This is a genomic window from Xanthobacter sp. 126 (assembly GCF_000526175.1).
Lineage (GTDB): Bacteria > Pseudomonadota > Alphaproteobacteria > Rhizobiales > Xanthobacteraceae > Xanthobacter > Xanthobacter aminoxidans.
Genome location: NZ_JAFO01000001.1, coordinates 404,151 through 418,513, shown reverse-complemented (window position 1 = coordinate 418,513; position 14,363 = coordinate 404,151). Strand labels below are relative to the sequence as shown.

Sequence of the window (14,363 nt, the reverse complement as noted above, 5' to 3'; positions counted from 1 at the left end):
AGGAGCGACATCTAGATAGCGCGAGACATTTTGTCGCTTATCCAATCTCGGACAGCGGCGGGCTCAGCTTCGACCAATCTCGTTGAAGTTTTCACTCGTTTATCAAACTGTCGGCTTGGTTCGTTGCGCCACCACCCCCACCGCCCCAAAATCCGCCTCCACCCGGCCCACCCCTTCCAGCCGCACCGGCGTCGTCGCCGTGCCGGTCGTCACGATCTGACCGGCCAGCAGGGGCGCGCACAAAGGCTGGGCGTTGGCGAGGTGCTGGACGGCCTTGAGGGGGTCGCCGAGGATGCGGGCGCCGCTGCCGGTCTCGATGGTCCTGCCGTCGATGACGAGCGTGACGGGGCCGGCCCGGTCGAGGGCGCGCCAGTCGGTCAGCGGCGTGCCGGGGATGAAGGCGCCGTTGCCCATGCTGTCGGCGAGGCGCAGGGCGCCGGGCGCATCCGGCGGCACCCGGCCATCGGCGATCTCGAAGGCGGGGAGGAGCGCGGCCACCGCGTCGGCGATCTCCTCCAGCGTGTAGGGCGCCTCGCGCAGGGGAAGGTCCCGCCCCAGCAGGAAGGCGAATTCGCATTCCAGCAGCGGCGCGATGAAGCGGGAGAGCGGAACCTCAGCGGGCGACGGAAAAACCCAGCCGGAGAGCAGCGGGCCGGCCACCGGCCGCGTGCCGCCATAGGCCGCGCGGTCCTCCTCTTTCAGCGCCGTCACCTTCCATCCAAGGATGGTTTGCCCGTAGAGGCGGACGATCTCCGCCTGCACCTGATAGGCCTCCTCCGTCGTCGTGGGCAGGCGGGCGTCGGCCGGCAGATCGACGAGGCGGCCCTCCTGCCGCGCGGCGTGGAGCAGGCCGGCGAGGCGGGCGGCGTCTTCCGGGCTCATGAGGCCGCCTGTGGCGCGAGGCCGAAATAGGCCATCATCAGATCGCGCTGGCCATCCAGCATGTGCTTGCCCTGGTGGATGGCGCAGCCGCGCGCGGCGGCGGCGTGGAGGAGGGCCGTCGTCTCCGGCTTCATCAGCACCTCGGCGACGAGGGTTTCAGGGTCCGCCTTCTCCACGTCGAAGGAGAAGGGATCCTCCGGCTCAAGGCCCAGCGGCGTCGCATTCACCGCCAGATCATGGCCGGAGGGGTCGCGCGTGCCGAAGGCCGTCTCGATGTGCGGGTAGGCCGCCTTCACCCGCGCGAGCAGCGCCTGCCCGATGGCCGGCGTGCGATCGAAGAGCGTGAGCCGCGCCATGCCCGCCCCCGCCAGCGCGAAGGCAATGGCGCTCGCCGCCCCGCCGGCGCCGGCGATGTAGACGGATCTGCCCTCCGGCCCCCAGCCCGCCTTGGCGAGGCCGGCGACGAAGCCGTGGCCATCCAGCATGGTGCCGGTGAAGCTGCCATCCGCCTCCCGCCGCACGGTGTTCACCGCGCCCACTTTATCCCCGTCCCCCACCAGCCGGTCTACAATGCCCGCCACCCGCGCCTTGTGCGGCGCCGTGACGATGAAGCCATCCAGATTGGCGATGGCCTTGAGGCCCGCCATCGCGGTTTCGAGTTCGTCGGGGCGGATGTGAATAGGCACGCAGACGGCATCGATGCCGTGCTCGGCGAAATACGCATTGAACACGAGCGGCGTGCGCACATGGCCGACGGGATCGCCGATGATGGCATAGAGGCGGGCGGTGCCGGCGACCATGGGGGCTCCTCTTGGTAACTATCCAGTTAGGTGATTTTGCGGGCGCGGGTCGGGCCGGGTTGGCGACGGCTCGGCCCCCGCACGCAGCGGGGGCCTCGGCATGTGTCGACTGACTCTCTCCCGAACGGCACCGATACCCCTGGTGAAAGGGGGCCTGACAGCACCGATATCGCTGTCAGTTCGGGAGGAAGTCGTTGGTGTAGAACTTCGCGCCCTTGGCGGGATCGAGGTCCACGCCCGAGTATTTCGTGAGGATGTCCAAGGTTCCGGTGATGTCCTTGGGGTCCGTCCACAAAGGCGGCTTCTTCTCGGTGAGGGCCGTGTGGAGAAGCGGGAGAGTGACAGTCCAGCTGGCGAGAAGGGTCTCGCGTTTACCTGCTTTTGGGTTCACCTTCAGCATGGCGTCCACAGCCGCCTGCGGATTCGCCTTGGCTTCGGCGACAGACTTCTGCAACGCGCGCAGGAAACGCTTGGCGAGGTCGGGATTCTTCTCCAGAAGATCGGGCCGCACGATGACCGAGCCGTTCACGGTGTTGACGCCGAAATCGGCGAAAAGCATGGCGTAGACAGGCTTTCCGGTGGCCTCCTCGATCAGCGGCTTCTGGTCGTTGACATTGCCGAGGAGGAAGTCCGCCTGGCCGGAAATCACCGCGTTGCGCTTGGTGGCGGCATCACCGGTGATGACCTTCACCTGGCTGTCCTGAATGCCGTTGACCTTCAGAAGTGCCGGCCACAGCTGGGAAAAACTGTCTCCGGGTGTATAGACGACAGTCTTGCCGATCATGTCCTTTGGGGTGCGGATGTTCTTGTCCGCGAAGCCTTGGACGGCCATGGGGCTCTTCTGCAGCATGATGCCCACGGCCTTGATGGGCGCGCCTTTGACGGCCGCCTTCACCATGGTGCCGAAATCCGCATAGCCGAACGTCGCGGAGCCCGCCGCCACCGCCTGAACGGTCGCGCCGGAGCCGCGGCCCTCCTCGACGGAAAGCTCAATGCCCTCGGCGGGGAAGTATCCCTTCTCGATGCCGAGGTAGAAGGGCGCATGCTCGCCGTAATTGTACCAGTTCAGCAGCAGCGTCACCTTATCCGCCGCCGCGGCCGAAAGGGTCGTGCACAGAAGCACCGCCGCCCCACCCAGCCACGCGCCAAATCTCGCCTTGAGCGCCATCTTATCCTCCCGCTCCACCCAGCCCGTATGATGTGCGGGCCTTGTCGATTCGCTTCCGCCCCAACGCGTTGGCGCGCATCAGGGCGAGGCAGATCTCATCAGCGGGGCAACCCGCCGCGAGTTATCTAACCATATAGTTACGTCCGCTCCGCGACGTGTCAAATGGAGGCGCTCGAAACCGGGAGCGAGCGGCAGCCGCCAGCAGCCCCGCCCTCGCTCACTCCTCTTCCTGACCCCGACGGCGGCGGACCTTGAAATCGACCTTCAGCTCGGCACGGCTGTAATGATTGTTGCCCTCCACCAGCTGGGTCAGCATGGCGAGGAAGGCGGAGCGATATTCCGGATCGAGCGGCTCCAGCAGGCGCTGCTGGGCGCGAACCATGGCGCCGTACATCTCGCCCACCAACGCCCGTCCCTGCTCAGTGAGGAAGGCATTCATGGCGCGCCGGTCCGTCTCTGAACGCTCACGACGGACGAGGCCGCGCTCGGAAAGCCGCTCCAGCACATCCGCGACATTGGTGCGGTCGATACCCACCTCGACGCCGATGGTGCGCTGGTCGCTGCCGGAATGCTGAAGCAACGTGGTCATCAGGCCGTACTGCACAGGCGTGATGTTGAAGGCCTTGCACTCCTCCAAGAAGATCGCGGAGTGGATCTGATGCAGCCGGCGGACGAGATAGCCCGGACGTTCCCAGAGCGGCATGGTCGGGGAGGAAGCATCGCGCAGGGGCGGCATCTCCTGCACCTTTGCATCCATCCCGACCGAGGAGGCGGCCTGCTTCGGCGCCTCTGCCAGCCGCTGTTCCGGGGACGGCTTGGTCTCCTGGATCTTCCGCTCCACACTCCGCCGACGCGCCGCATCTCGACCGGGGGCGGATTTTGCGTCCAGGGCGCCGGAAGCCGTCATGTCCTTCCCCTTCAAGGCCTCACCTTCCATCTTCCTCGATCGGCGGCGCGAGACTGAATTGCGCTGCATGACGCCCTGGCTGGAAGAGATGGGAGCACAACCACCGGCGCGCCGGCAAGCGCCAGCACCTTTTGTCGACTCCCGCTCCGGAAGAGGCTTCCTACCAAGGGCACGTTTCGTGCAGTGTACCACACTGCACCACGCTCGATACGGGCTTTTCCCGTGAGGCAGGAACACAGAAAAACAGCATCAAAAAAGGATCAACCCAATGTTTGGACTGTCTGCCCCGACCCTCCTTGCATCAATTATAGGCTGTATGCTGATTGTATTACCGGCGCATGCAGCGGATGTGATCCGTGTCCGGCTGGACTGGACGCCGTGGGGCAACCATGCCCCCTTCCACCTTGCCGCGAAGAAGGGCCTGTTCGCCGCCAATGGGCTCGACGTGGAGCTGGTGGATGGCAACGGCTCCGTGTCCACCGTGCAGATCGTCGGCAATGGCGAGTACGACGTGGGCCATGCCTCGCTCGCGCCCATGGCCATTGCGCGCGCCAAAGGATTGCCGGTGAAGGCCATTGCCGGTTTCGTGCGCCAGAACGACATCGGCCTCCTCGTTCCGAAGGACAGCGGCATCAACGGTCCGGCCGACCTGAAGGGCAAGAAGCTCGCCTTCACCGCGGGCTCGCTGGAAGCGCCCTTCATCGATCGCTTCCTGGCGGCGGGCGGCCTGAAGCGCTCGGACGTCGAGCTGATTGCGGTGGATGCATCCGCAAAGGGCGGCACCTACATGGCCGGACGCTCGGACGGGGTCTTCTCCACCGTGCCGTTCATCCTGCCGGTGGTGAACGCCCAGCGCCCGTCTAACACCATCAACTTCACGACCTACGGTCTGACCTTCCCCAGCTTCGGCCTGTTCGCAACGGAGAAGACCATCGCGGCCAAGGCCGACGCGCTGCGCCGCTTCTCCAGCATCGTTGCCGGCATGTGGACCTACATCATGAACGGGCACGAGGACGAGGCCGTCGCGGCGATCATGGAGGCGCGACCGAACGCCAAGCTCAATCCGGCCATCCTGCGGCAGCAGATCGACGTGCTTAAGGACTTCGTCTCCACCCCGGCCACCCAGGACAAGCCCATGGGCATCATGGCCGAGGCCGATTGGACGAAGGCGTTGGACGTGCTGGCGGAAGGCGGGCTGGTGCCTGCAGGTCAGGCTGCCCCGAGCTATTTCACCAATGACCTGATCGATACTTCCCTGTCCAGCCGTATCGCATCCGGGAAATAGGACACATCTCCCGCAGCCGGTCGCCCGGCTGCGGGAGATCTCAGATGGAAAGCCCCGCTGCGGGACAAACTGGCGGGAGCATCTCGGCCGCAAGGCCCGCAGCGGCCGAAAGCAGCGCCATGTCGGCGTTCCACCGTCCCACCAGTTGCACGGCGAGCGGACCGCCATTTTCCGCAAGCCCCACTGGAACGGCGAGCGCGGGGTGGCCGGAAAGGTCGAACAGGGACAGGGCCGAAGTCCATTCCGCCCGCAGCGGACCGACCGCCTCGCCGTCGATCACCAGCGGCTCGGAGAGGTCGAAGTCCGCGGCGACCAGCGGTGCGGAGAGGCAGGGGGTGAGGATGAAGTCGTACTGCGCGAACTTCGCCTGCACCCCCCGGAACAACTGGGCGCGTGCCACCTGCGCCTGCATCAGGTCGAGCGCGCTGAAGCCCCGCGCAGCCTCGATCCCGGCCCGCAGCGCCGGCGACAGCCGCGCGAAATCCTCTGCGGAGGTCGAGGCGAAACGCAGCGCCCAATTGGTCTGCTGCAGGGTGCTCCAGATGGGATCGGGCGCGGCGAGGGCGTAGTCCTCCTCGACCACCACTGCGCCGAGCCGCTCCAGTGCGCGCGCAGCCGCCCGGGTCGCCGCCTCGACCTCGCGTGAGACGCGGGCATTGCCGGCGCGCATCCACAAGAGCACGCGGGCACCCTCCAGGCCGGCCGCTGCCGGGGCAAGCGGCGGCGCCCTCAGGCTCCAGGGGTCGGCTGGTAATGGGCCGGCGATCACGGGCAGCGTCGCCGCGATATCGGCCACGCTGCGGGCGATCAGCCCGAGATGGATGAAGCTGCCGAAGGCATCCGGCACCCGCTCGTGCGGCACGAGGCCGAGGGTGGGCTTGAAGCCATATGTCCCCGTCGCGGCGGCAGGCAGGCGGCTCGAGCAGCCGGCGTCGGTGGCGAGCGACACCGGCGTCACCCCCAGCGCGACGCTCGCTCCGGCACCGGAGGAGGACCCGCCGCAGGTGAGGTCCGGCGCGAAGGGATTGAGCGTCAGGCCCGTAAGGGGCGACGACCCGAGCGGCGAATGGGCGAATTCTGTCGTCGTCGTCTTGCCGATGATGATGGCGCCCGCCGCCCTGAGCCGCGCCACGGCAGCGATATCCGAGGCCGCGGGCTGGACCTCGGCGAACAGAAGCGATCCCCAGCGTGTCGGCAGGCCGGCACAGTCCAGGATGTCCTTGACCGTGACCGGCACACCGGTGAACGGCCCCGGCGTCTTTCCGGCGGCGATGCGGGCGTCCATGTCCGCCGCCGCGGCGCGGGCCCCCGCGCCATCGAGGGTGGCGAAGCAGTTGAAGCCGACCTGCGCCGCCTCCGCACGTGCCAGCGCACCTTCAACCGTTTCCATCACCCGCTGCGTACCGGAAGAATGGGCCACAGCAAGGCGCGCGACCGCGCTCTCTCCCATGTGACGTTCCATGCTCACACCGGGATGCACAAGGCGTTGTCGATGAGCAGGCTGTCATAGATACAGATACGCGAGGCGAGCTTGAGTCCCCCCTCCTCCCGCACGAAGCGATCGATGTAGCGACCCACCTGATGGATGGTGGCGTCCGGCCGGTCGAACAGCACCTGGAACACCACATAGTTCGCGGTTGCATCGATGCTGCCATCCGCCGCCTCGGCGACCTTTAGATCGCCCACCATGTGCCGCAGATAGCGCGGCGCGAACATGGCGGTCTTCTCCAGCGCGAAGGCGCGGTCGCGGATCATGCCGCGGTTCTCGCAATAGATGAGGCCGACTGGCAGCTTCCGGTCGTAGTTCTCGCGCGAGATGATGTTGTAGAAGCCGTTGACGGTGAACATCTCGGCCCAGTCCGCGAGGCGCTGCTCGTCGAGGGCGGAGGCATAGGCCTCGTTGAAGGCCTCCACCTCCGCCTTCAGCAGCAGCGCGTCGATGAGATCGTCACGGGAAGGCGCGTTGGCGCTTGAAGGGTTCAGCATGTTCGCACCTCCTCAGGCGATGCCCATGGCGTCGCGCCAGTGGCGGTACATGGCACGGATGGCGGCTTCCGAGATCAGCGTGTCGGCGGTGCCGGCCTCGGTGGCGGGGTCGAGCTTCACCAGATGTTCGCCGCCGGGCACGCCGAGCATGCCGTCCTGCACGAACTTGATGGCCTCGTTGTCCTCCAGCCCCAGGAAGCCGGCCGGCCCCATGAGGTTGCCCTGGCGCAGGCGATGGCGGGTCATCTCCTCGTCGTCGCCCTCAAAGCCGAACATGGTCCATTTCATGATGAATTCGTTCGGCCCCGTCGGCACGATGTGGCGGATGCCCAGCGTGTTCATCTCCCGCTGTACGATGAGGTTCGGCCAGATGGTCGCCATGGTGACAGACCACGGGCTGTCGAACTCGTCGATGAAGTCCATGAAGCGCGGCTCCTCAAGGGTCATGCCCTCCTTGTAGGCGCGCATCTCCTTCTTCTTGTCGGCGTCGATGTGGGTGGTGTCCGACTTTGCGGAGGCCATCACCCCGTGCCGGCCCGAGGGGTCCGCCAACATCAGCGACTTGTTGCCCGCGACCAGCAGGCCGAACGTGACTAGGAAGGTGTGCAGCAGGGTTGCATGATAGGGGTCCTTGAGGTTCTCGTGATAGAGCTTCCAGTTGCCCGGCAGGCTATGGCGATAATGGCCGAGCAGCTTGGGCTTGCGGCCGTCGAAGGTGGCCTCGAACTCCCGCAGCACCTCAGGTCCGAGATACTCGGGAAAGCTCTCCATGCCGTCGGCATAGGAGGCGAAGACGACGCCGCGATGGGTGGTGACGTTGAGCTGCTTGAGACCATGGTCGGCCGGCTTGAAGTCCTTCGGCATGCCGCCCTTGCCGTCCACCCCACGGCGGAAGGGCACGCCCACGAGGTTGCCCTTCAGGTCGTAGGACCACTGGTGATAGGGGCAGACGAACTCCTTGGCATTGCCCGACAAATCGCGGCAGAACTCGGCCGCGCGATGGGCGCAGCGGTTCTCGAAGACGTGGATCGTCCCATCTTCCGCGCGGGCGACCACGACGGGGGTAGGGCCGACATTGGACCGGATGAAGTCGCCGGGATTCTCGATCTCGCATTCCAGCGCGACGAAATTCCAGGTGCGGCCGTGGAAGATGCGCTCCACCTCGCGCTGGTACACGGTCTCGTCGGTGTAGACCCAGTCGGGGATGATGGAGAGGCCTTCCTGCGGCCACACATATTTCTTGGCGAACTGGACGTCGGGGCTCGCGCTCATGTCGTCCTCCTCGGGATCGATTGGCGTGGGATTGGTTTCTTGGGGCGCAAGAAGACGCGCGCCGTGGGCGGCAAGGTCGAAGGGGGTGTCGGATGCCAATTCCGCGCGGGCGGCGCGGATGGCAGCGGCGTCGGAGAAGGCAATGACGGAGGTCACGCGCCCGTCGTCCGCGAGGGTGCGATGGACCGCGCCTGCAGTGCCGTCGGTGCCGGTCAACGCCACTTCATCGCTGGTGCCCGGCACACCCAGCATCTGGATGTTGAGGCCGAACTGGTCGGTCCAGAACCACGGCGCCTTATCGGCGCGCGCGGTATCGTCACCGGCGATGCTGCGGCCGGCGGCGGCGCCCTGCTCCTCGGCATTCTGCCAGCTTTCGAGCCGGCCGCGCCGGCCGTTGAGGGGCGCATGATGGAGCGCACAATCGCCGGCGGCCCATATGCCCTCGACGGTGGTGCGGCCCGCCGAATCCACCACGATGCCCCCCGCAACCTCGCAGCCGGCAAGGGTTGCGAGGTCGGTCTCCGGCACAAGGCCGACACCCACGAACACGGTGTCGGCGACGAGCTCGCCCCTCGTGGTCGCAAGGGCCAGAGCCCCGTCCCGCGCAGTGATGGCTTCCACCGCAACATCGCGTCGGACCTCGACGCCATGGGCTTCGGCAAGCCGCCGGAAGGCCGCGCCGAGGGCCGGCGGCAGGAGGCGCGACATCAGCTCTCCCTCGCGCTCCAGCAGCACGACCTTGAGGCCGCGCGCCCGGGCGGCAGAGGCGAGTTCCAATCCGATGAAGCCGCCGCCCACGACCGCGACCGTGCGCGCGGACGCCAGGCACGCCGCGATGGCCTGCGCATCCTCAAGGGTTCGCAGGTGGTGAACACCCGGCAGATCATCGCCGGGAATACCGAGGCGCCGGGCCGTCCCGCCGGTGGCGATGAGCAGGGCGCCATAGGGAATTTGCGTGTTATCCGAGAGGGTTGCGATGTGCGCAGCTGCATCGACGGTTGTGACGCGTACGCCCGGATGGAAGGTCACGCCCAGCGCCGCCACGTCGGCGGGGGGAAGACGGCAGGCGGACGCGCGATCGAAGGCGTCGCCGAGCGCTTCCTTGGAGAGCGGAGGCCGCTCATAGGGCAGATGCGGCTCGGCGCCGACGAGGTGGATGGGAGCCGAAAAGCCGGCCGCCCGTGCTGAGCGGATGGCGGCGGCGGCGGCCTGTCCGGCCCCGGCGATGACCAGAGGCAGGGAGCTTCCGCCAGTGTTTTCAGTTGCTTGAGCCTCGTCCAGCGGTCCGGCGGCAGAAGGGCTCTCGCTGGCGCTATCGAGGTCCACCAACACCGCGCCGCCCTCCACCTTGGCGGCATAGGTGGCGAGGTCCTGGGTGAGAGGGGCGCATAGGGCACGGCCGGTGCGAATGTCGAAGACGCCCTGGTGGAGGGGGCATTCGATGGTGCCGTCCTCCACATAGCCGTCCTTCAGGAAGGCCAGCGCGTGGGTGCAGATGCCGTGGGTGGCGTGAACCTCGTTTCCCATACGGAACAAGGCGATAGGGACACCATCCACCTCGACGCCGGTGACGCCGCCGTCGCGCAGCGCGTCGAGTTCCGCCACCTTCCTGAAGCCCATCGCGTCCTCCCACCGTTTCCGGCGATTTTAATCAGTATACTTTGTATTTTCGGGCGACAAGACACCCGGCATTCGCACATTCCACATCAGTTCAGGCGGCGTTCCACCCAGGTTTTCACCCGTTCACACCACGTTGCCAGTACCACTTTGAAAATGCCGGTTGCCGAGAGTCCCGTCGCAGCGGTCGGCGCCTCCCCCTTCAGGGCGGCGGCGAGATTGGCCGCAAACACCCCCGTCAGGTGTGAGACGAGATTTTGCACGAGTGCCCCCCGTGAAAACTGGGCGAGGGGGCCGGAGATGCGGTAGCGCAGGGAGAGGTCGATGGCGCTGCCGGTGCCGACCGGCTTCAGGGCGAAGGTGATCTCGCCATGGGCTCTTGAGCCGGAGCCGCCATCCCGGCCGGAGCCGTTGACGAGGCCCGTGCGGGCGGCGTCGTCGAAGGTCACGGTGGCGTCGCCGCCGAAGGCCGCCTTGATGGGGCCGAAGGTGACGACCATGCGGCCCTCCAGCCGCTCCCCGTCGAAGGCCGTGACCTCGGCACCGGGCAGGCAGCGGGCGATGAGGTGGATGTCCTTCAGCGCCGGCCAGACGACCTCCGGCGCGGCATCCACCGTGAGGTTCTGGCGGATCTCGCTGCCGCCCGCGCCCACCGCCGCCGGGGCCGACGCCGACGCGGCCTTCACAGCGGAAGCCGCAGCAGCCACCGGCGCGGGCGCGGCAGCCGCCGCGATGCCGGCCGCCGCCGCCTGTGCGCACGGAGCCTTGCCGGCCGAGACGGCACACACGGCATTCACGATGCCCACATAGCCGGTGCAGCGGCAGAGATTGCCGCTCAGCTCCTCGCGCACGGTGCGCTCGGACGTTTCCCCCAGGCGGCTCACGATGTCCCGAGAGGAGATGAGCATGCCCGGCGTGCAGAAGCCGCACTGGAGGGCATGATGGACGGAGAAGGCCTCGCGCAGCTCGCCCATCAGCGCATCGCCATCGAAGCCCTCGATGGTGCGGATGTCTGCCCCGTCGCAGGCAGCGGCGGAGGCGATGCAGGAGCGCTGGGGCTTGCCGTCGATGAGCACGGTGCAGGCGCCGCACACGCCCTGCTCGCAGCCGAGATGCGTGCCGGTGAGGTTCAGCTCCTCGCGCAGGAAATCGGCGAGATGGGTGCGCGGCTCCACCTGACGGGACAGGCGCTGGCCGTTGACGGTGAGGGTGATGGCGTTCATGCGAGCCCCGCATCGCTGAAGGCGCGGTCCACGGCCACCTGATGGAGCGCGCGGAACGCCTCCGGATGGCCCGCCAGCGCGGCTTCGATTTCGTCGTTGGCGGCGGTGCGTGCCCCCGCGATATCACCGGCTTTAAGCCGCTCCCCGGCCCCGACCAGCACCAGCGGCGGCGCTTCCACGGCGCCCGCCACCACGCGGGCAAGACCACGCCCGGCATCCAGCACCACGGCGCCGATGGCCTGGGCGAATTCGCCGGTCTTGCGGCACACCTTGTGGTAGCCCGTCTTCGCTCCGGCGGAGAGCACCGGCACACGGATGGCGGTGATGATCTCGTCCGCCTCCAGCGTGGTGGTGTAGGCCGCCAGCATGAAGTCGGCCATGGCGCAGGTCCGGGTACCGGCGCGCCCGCGAATGAGCAGCCTCGCGTCCAGCACGGTCATGGTGCTGATCCAGTCCGCCGCGGGGTCCGCATGGGCGATGCTGCCGCCGATGGTGCCGCGATTGCGCACGGCGCGATAGGCGATGCCGTGGGCGACGCGGCGCATCAGGCCGCCGGTCACATCCGGCACCACGCCGTCCTCGATCTCCGCGTGGGTCCAGCCGGCGCCGATGTCGAGATGGGTCGCGCTGCCTTCCAGCGTGCGCAGCTCCCCCACACGGCGCAGGTCCACCAGAGCGGCGGGGCGGGCGAGGCGCAGGTTCAGCATGGGCCCCAGCGAGCAGCCGCCGGACACGGGCTTTGCGCCCTCCCCCGCCAGCACCGAGAGCGCCTGATCGAGGGAGGTCGCGAGGGTGAGGTCGAAGGCTGCGGGCTTCATGCGGCGCTCCGTCCGTTATTCGCGCGACGCGCCTCGGCCAGCGCCGCGAGCACCCGCTCCGGCGTCGCGGGGATCTCGCACAGGGTGGCGCCAAGATCCTTCAGCGCATCGTTGATGGCGTTCACGATCGCCCCCGCCGGGGCGATGGCGCCGCCCTCCCCTACCCCCTTGATGCCGTGGGCGGAAAAGGGCGAAAGCGTCTCGGTGTGGGCGATGCGCACCTTGGGCAGTTCGGTGGGGCCGGGCAGCAGATAATCCACGAGGGTGGAGGCGAGCGGCTGGCCCTCGGAATCGTAGGTGCTTTCCTCGAACAGCGCCGTGCCGACGCCCTGGGCGACGCCGCCATAGGCCTGCCCCTCGACGATCATGGGGTTCACCATGCGCCCGCAATCCTCCACCACGACGTAATCAAGGATTTCCGTCGCGCCGGTCTTCACGTCCACCGCCACGAGGGCCGCGTGGGTGGCATAGGAGAAGAGGCCCGTGTCCACGTCCGGCTTGTAGCCCTCGGTCACTTCCAGGCCGCCGGTGTCCACGCCATCGGGCAGAACCTCCGGAGTGCGATACCAGGCGCGGGCGATCTCGGCGAAGGTGACGGAGCCGGTCGGCCCGTGGATGGCGCCGCCCTCGAACCGCACCTGTTCGGCCGCGCATTGCATGAGGTGGGCGGCCAGCGCCTTCACCTTCTCCGCCAGCTTCTGCGCCGCCTTGGAAACGGCCCCGCCGGCCATCACCATGCCGCGCGAGGCATAGGCGCCGGTGGAGAAGGGCGTGGTCGCGGTGTCGCCCAGCGTCACGCGGATTTGCGCGATGGGCAGCGTGAGGATCTCGCTTGCCACCTGCGCCAGCGTCGTCTCCAGCCCCTGGCCGATGGTGTGGATGCCGGCCTTCACGTCGGCGCTGCCGTCGGGATTGAGGCGGATGGTGGCCTGCTCATAGCCGGGCACCAAAGGCGTGCCCCAGGAGGCGAACACCTTGGTGCCGTGGGCGGACTGCTCGGTGTAGGTGGAGAAGCCGACGCCGATGCGCCGGCCGTCCTTTTCCCCCGCCTGCTGCCGGGCACGGATGGCGTCGAAGCCGATCATTTCGCGGGCGGTGGCGAGCGACGCCGGATAGTCGCCGCTGTCGTAGAATTTCTTGGTGATGTTGAGGTACGGCATGGCCGAGGCGGGCACGAGGTTCTCCGCCCGCACGTCCACCGCCTCACGGCCAACGGCGGCGGCGACCGCATCGATGGTCAGTTCCATGGCGAAGCACACGCCCGGTCGCGCCACGCCGCGATAGGGGGCGAAGGGCGGCTTGTTGGTGGCCACCGAATAGGTCTTGCAGCGATAGTGCGGCCAGATGTACGGCCCCGGCAGGTTGCCGCCCGCCTGCGCCGCCTCGAGGCACGCGGTGAAGGGCCACACGGAATAGGCCCCCACATTCACCGCCACTTCCGCATCGAGGGCGAGCAGCTTGCCCTGCGCGTCCGCATAGGCGGTGATGACATATTCATGCTCGCGGGCATTGGCGCCGGCGGTGAGATGCTCGCGCCGGTCCTCGATCCAGCGGAAGGGGCGCTTCAGCGTCATCGCCAGCCACGCCACCAGCACTTCCTCTGGCTGGAGCAGGCACTTGTAGCCGAAGCCGCCGCCCACATCAGGCGGGGCGATGCGGATCTGCGCTTCCGGCAGGCCCAGCGTCTCGGCGAGGCCGGCGCGGATCATGTGCGGCACCTGGGTGGAGGTGTTCACCACCAGCGTGTCGTTCTGGAAATCCCACCACGCCACCAGCCCCTTGCCTTCCATGGGGTGCATGCACTGGCGGCCGGTGCGGAAGCGCTTCTCCACCTTCACCGCGGCGGTGCGGGCCACCTCCTCGATGCCGCCGGAATCGAAGCTGGTTTCAAGGAAGAGATTGTCGCCCCACGCCTCGTGCAGCAGAGCGGCGCCGGGGGCGCGGCCGCTGTCGCAATCGACGATGGCGGGCAACTCCTCATAGTCGAAAAGGGTGGCTTCGCAGATGTCTTCCGCCTCGGCGCGGGTGGGCGCATAGGCCATGGCGACGATGTCGCCGACGAAGCGCACCTTGTCGCGCGCCAGCGGCGGATGGGCGGAGAGCTTGTAGCCGGGGATGGTGGAGCGGGTGATGATGTCGGCGACATCAGCGCAATCCACCGAGGTGAACACCTCCCCCTCATGCCCCTGCGGCTTGGTGACTGCGAGGATGCGCGCATGGGCCACCGGGCTGCGCAGGAAGGCGACGTCGCTCATGCCGGGCATGCGGATGTCGCCGGCGAAGCGGCCGCGGCCCATCAGGTGGCGCGCATCCTCCTTGCGGCGGACGCGGGCGCCGATGCCTTCGCCGCTGACGGCGGGATGGGTTTCATGATCCCGAGTGTCCTGGTCGACGGACATGGCGTC

Annotated in this window: 11 protein-coding genes; 1 reads left to right on the top strand and 10 read right to left on the bottom strand. The window is 67.7% G+C overall.

What is annotated here, in order from left to right; all coding sequences use genetic code 11:
- Positions 1-102 precede the first annotated feature (102 nt).
- The 4 genes from XAN126_RS26765 to XAN126_RS0101945 all read right to left on the bottom strand — a co-directional run bounded on the left by XAN126_RS26765 (position 103) and on the right by XAN126_RS0101945 (position 3,757).
- Entirely contained in the window at positions 103-882 is a 780-nt protein-coding gene (locus XAN126_RS26765) for a fumarylacetoacetate hydrolase family protein (protein ID WP_024276923.1), read from the bottom strand.
- Positions 879-1,682 (bottom strand): shikimate dehydrogenase, encoded by an 804-nt coding sequence (locus XAN126_RS0101955; RefSeq protein WP_024276922.1) that lies wholly within the window; start codon positions 1,680-1,682, stop codon positions 879-881. Before XAN126_RS0101955 ends, XAN126_RS26765 begins: the two co-directional genes overlap by 4 nt.
- Before the next feature lie 175 nt (positions 1,683-1,857).
- Positions 1,858-2,850 (bottom strand): ABC transporter substrate-binding protein, encoded by a 993-nt coding sequence (locus XAN126_RS0101950; RefSeq protein ID WP_024276921.1) that lies wholly within the window; start codon positions 2,848-2,850, stop codon positions 1,858-1,860.
- A gap of 217 nt (positions 2,851-3,067) precedes the next feature.
- Entirely contained in the window at positions 3,068-3,757 is a 690-nt protein-coding gene (locus XAN126_RS0101945) for a MarR family winged helix-turn-helix transcriptional regulator (protein WP_197023994.1), read from the bottom strand.
- 349 nt (positions 3,758-4,106) lie between these two features.
- On the opposite strand from XAN126_RS0101945, the gene XAN126_RS0101940 reads away from it, so the two are divergent.
- Positions 4,107-5,042, top strand: a complete 936-nt coding sequence (locus XAN126_RS0101940) for an ABC transporter substrate-binding protein (RefSeq protein ID WP_197023993.1) — start codon at positions 4,107-4,109, stop codon at positions 5,040-5,042.
- A gap of 40 nt (positions 5,043-5,082) precedes the next feature.
- Here XAN126_RS0101940 and XAN126_RS0101935 read toward each other — a convergent pair whose 3' ends face one another.
- The 6 genes from XAN126_RS0101935 to XAN126_RS0101910 form a co-directional block, all read right to left on the bottom strand.
- Positions 5,083-6,492 carry an amidase family protein gene (locus XAN126_RS0101935; RefSeq protein ID WP_024276918.1) on the bottom strand — a complete coding sequence of 470 codons (1,410 nt, stop codon included), beginning with the start codon at positions 6,490-6,492 and terminating at the stop codon, positions 5,083-5,085.
- A 14-nt stretch (positions 6,493-6,506) separates the two neighbouring features.
- On the bottom strand, positions 6,507-7,028 hold the full coding sequence (locus XAN126_RS0101930) for an aromatic-ring-hydroxylating dioxygenase subunit beta (protein ID WP_024276917.1): 522 nt from the start codon (positions 7,026-7,028) through the stop codon (positions 6,507-6,509).
- Positions 7,029-7,040: 12 nt separating this feature from the next.
- Positions 7,041-9,920 carry an FAD-dependent oxidoreductase gene (locus XAN126_RS27440; protein WP_024276916.1) on the bottom strand — a complete coding sequence of 960 codons (2,880 nt, stop codon included), beginning with the start codon at positions 9,918-9,920 and terminating at the stop codon, positions 7,041-7,043.
- A gap of 86 nt (positions 9,921-10,006) precedes the next feature.
- A complete protein-coding gene (locus XAN126_RS0101920; RefSeq protein ID WP_024276915.1) occupies positions 10,007-11,140 on the bottom strand; it encodes a 2Fe-2S iron-sulfur cluster-binding protein in 1,134 nt (377 codons plus the stop codon).
- A complete protein-coding gene (locus tag XAN126_RS0101915; RefSeq protein ID WP_024276914.1) occupies positions 11,137-11,958 on the bottom strand; it encodes an FAD binding domain-containing protein in 822 nt (273 codons plus the stop codon). Before XAN126_RS0101915 ends, XAN126_RS0101920 begins: the two co-directional genes overlap by 4 nt.
- Positions 11,955-14,357 carry a xanthine dehydrogenase family protein molybdopterin-binding subunit gene (locus XAN126_RS0101910; RefSeq protein ID WP_024276913.1) on the bottom strand — a complete coding sequence of 801 codons (2,403 nt, stop codon included), beginning with the start codon at positions 14,355-14,357 and terminating at the stop codon, positions 11,955-11,957. Before XAN126_RS0101910 ends, XAN126_RS0101915 begins: the two co-directional genes overlap by 4 nt.
- Between the last annotated feature and the right edge of the window lie 6 nt (positions 14,358-14,363).

Bases quoted from the DNA above. Each gene is read 5' to 3' on its own strand.
- XAN126_RS27440 (WP_024276916.1), bottom strand. From the start codon at position 9,920: ATGGGCTTCAGGAAGGTGGCGGAACTCGACGCGCTGCGCGACGGCGGC.
- XAN126_RS0101935 (WP_024276918.1), bottom strand. From the start codon at position 6,492: ATGGGAGAGAGCGCGGTCGCGCGCCTTGCTGTGGCCCATTCTTCCGGT.
- XAN126_RS0101950 (WP_024276921.1), bottom strand. From the start codon at position 2,850: ATGGCGCTCAAGGCGAGATTTGGCGCGTGGCTGGGTGGGGCGGCGGTG.
- XAN126_RS26765 (WP_024276923.1), bottom strand. From the start codon at position 882: ATGAGCCCGGAAGACGCCGCCCGCCTCGCCGGCCTGCTCCACGCCGCG.
- XAN126_RS0101945 (WP_197023994.1), bottom strand. From the start codon at position 3,757: ATGACGGCTTCCGGCGCCCTGGACGCAAAATCCGCCCCCGGTCGAGAT.
- XAN126_RS0101955 (WP_024276922.1), bottom strand. From the start codon at position 1,682: ATGGTCGCCGGCACCGCCCGCCTCTATGCCATCATCGGCGATCCCGTC.
- XAN126_RS0101930 (WP_024276917.1), bottom strand. From the start codon at position 7,028: ATGCTGAACCCTTCAAGCGCCAACGCGCCTTCCCGTGACGATCTCATC.
- XAN126_RS0101915 (WP_024276914.1), bottom strand. From the start codon at position 11,958: ATGAAGCCCGCAGCCTTCGACCTCACCCTCGCGACCTCCCTCGATCAG.
- XAN126_RS0101920 (WP_024276915.1), bottom strand. From the start codon at position 11,140: ATGAACGCCATCACCCTCACCGTCAACGGCCAGCGCCTGTCCCGTCAG.
- XAN126_RS0101910 (WP_024276913.1), bottom strand. From the start codon at position 14,357: ATGTCCGTCGACCAGGACACTCGGGATCATGAAACCCATCCCGCCGTC.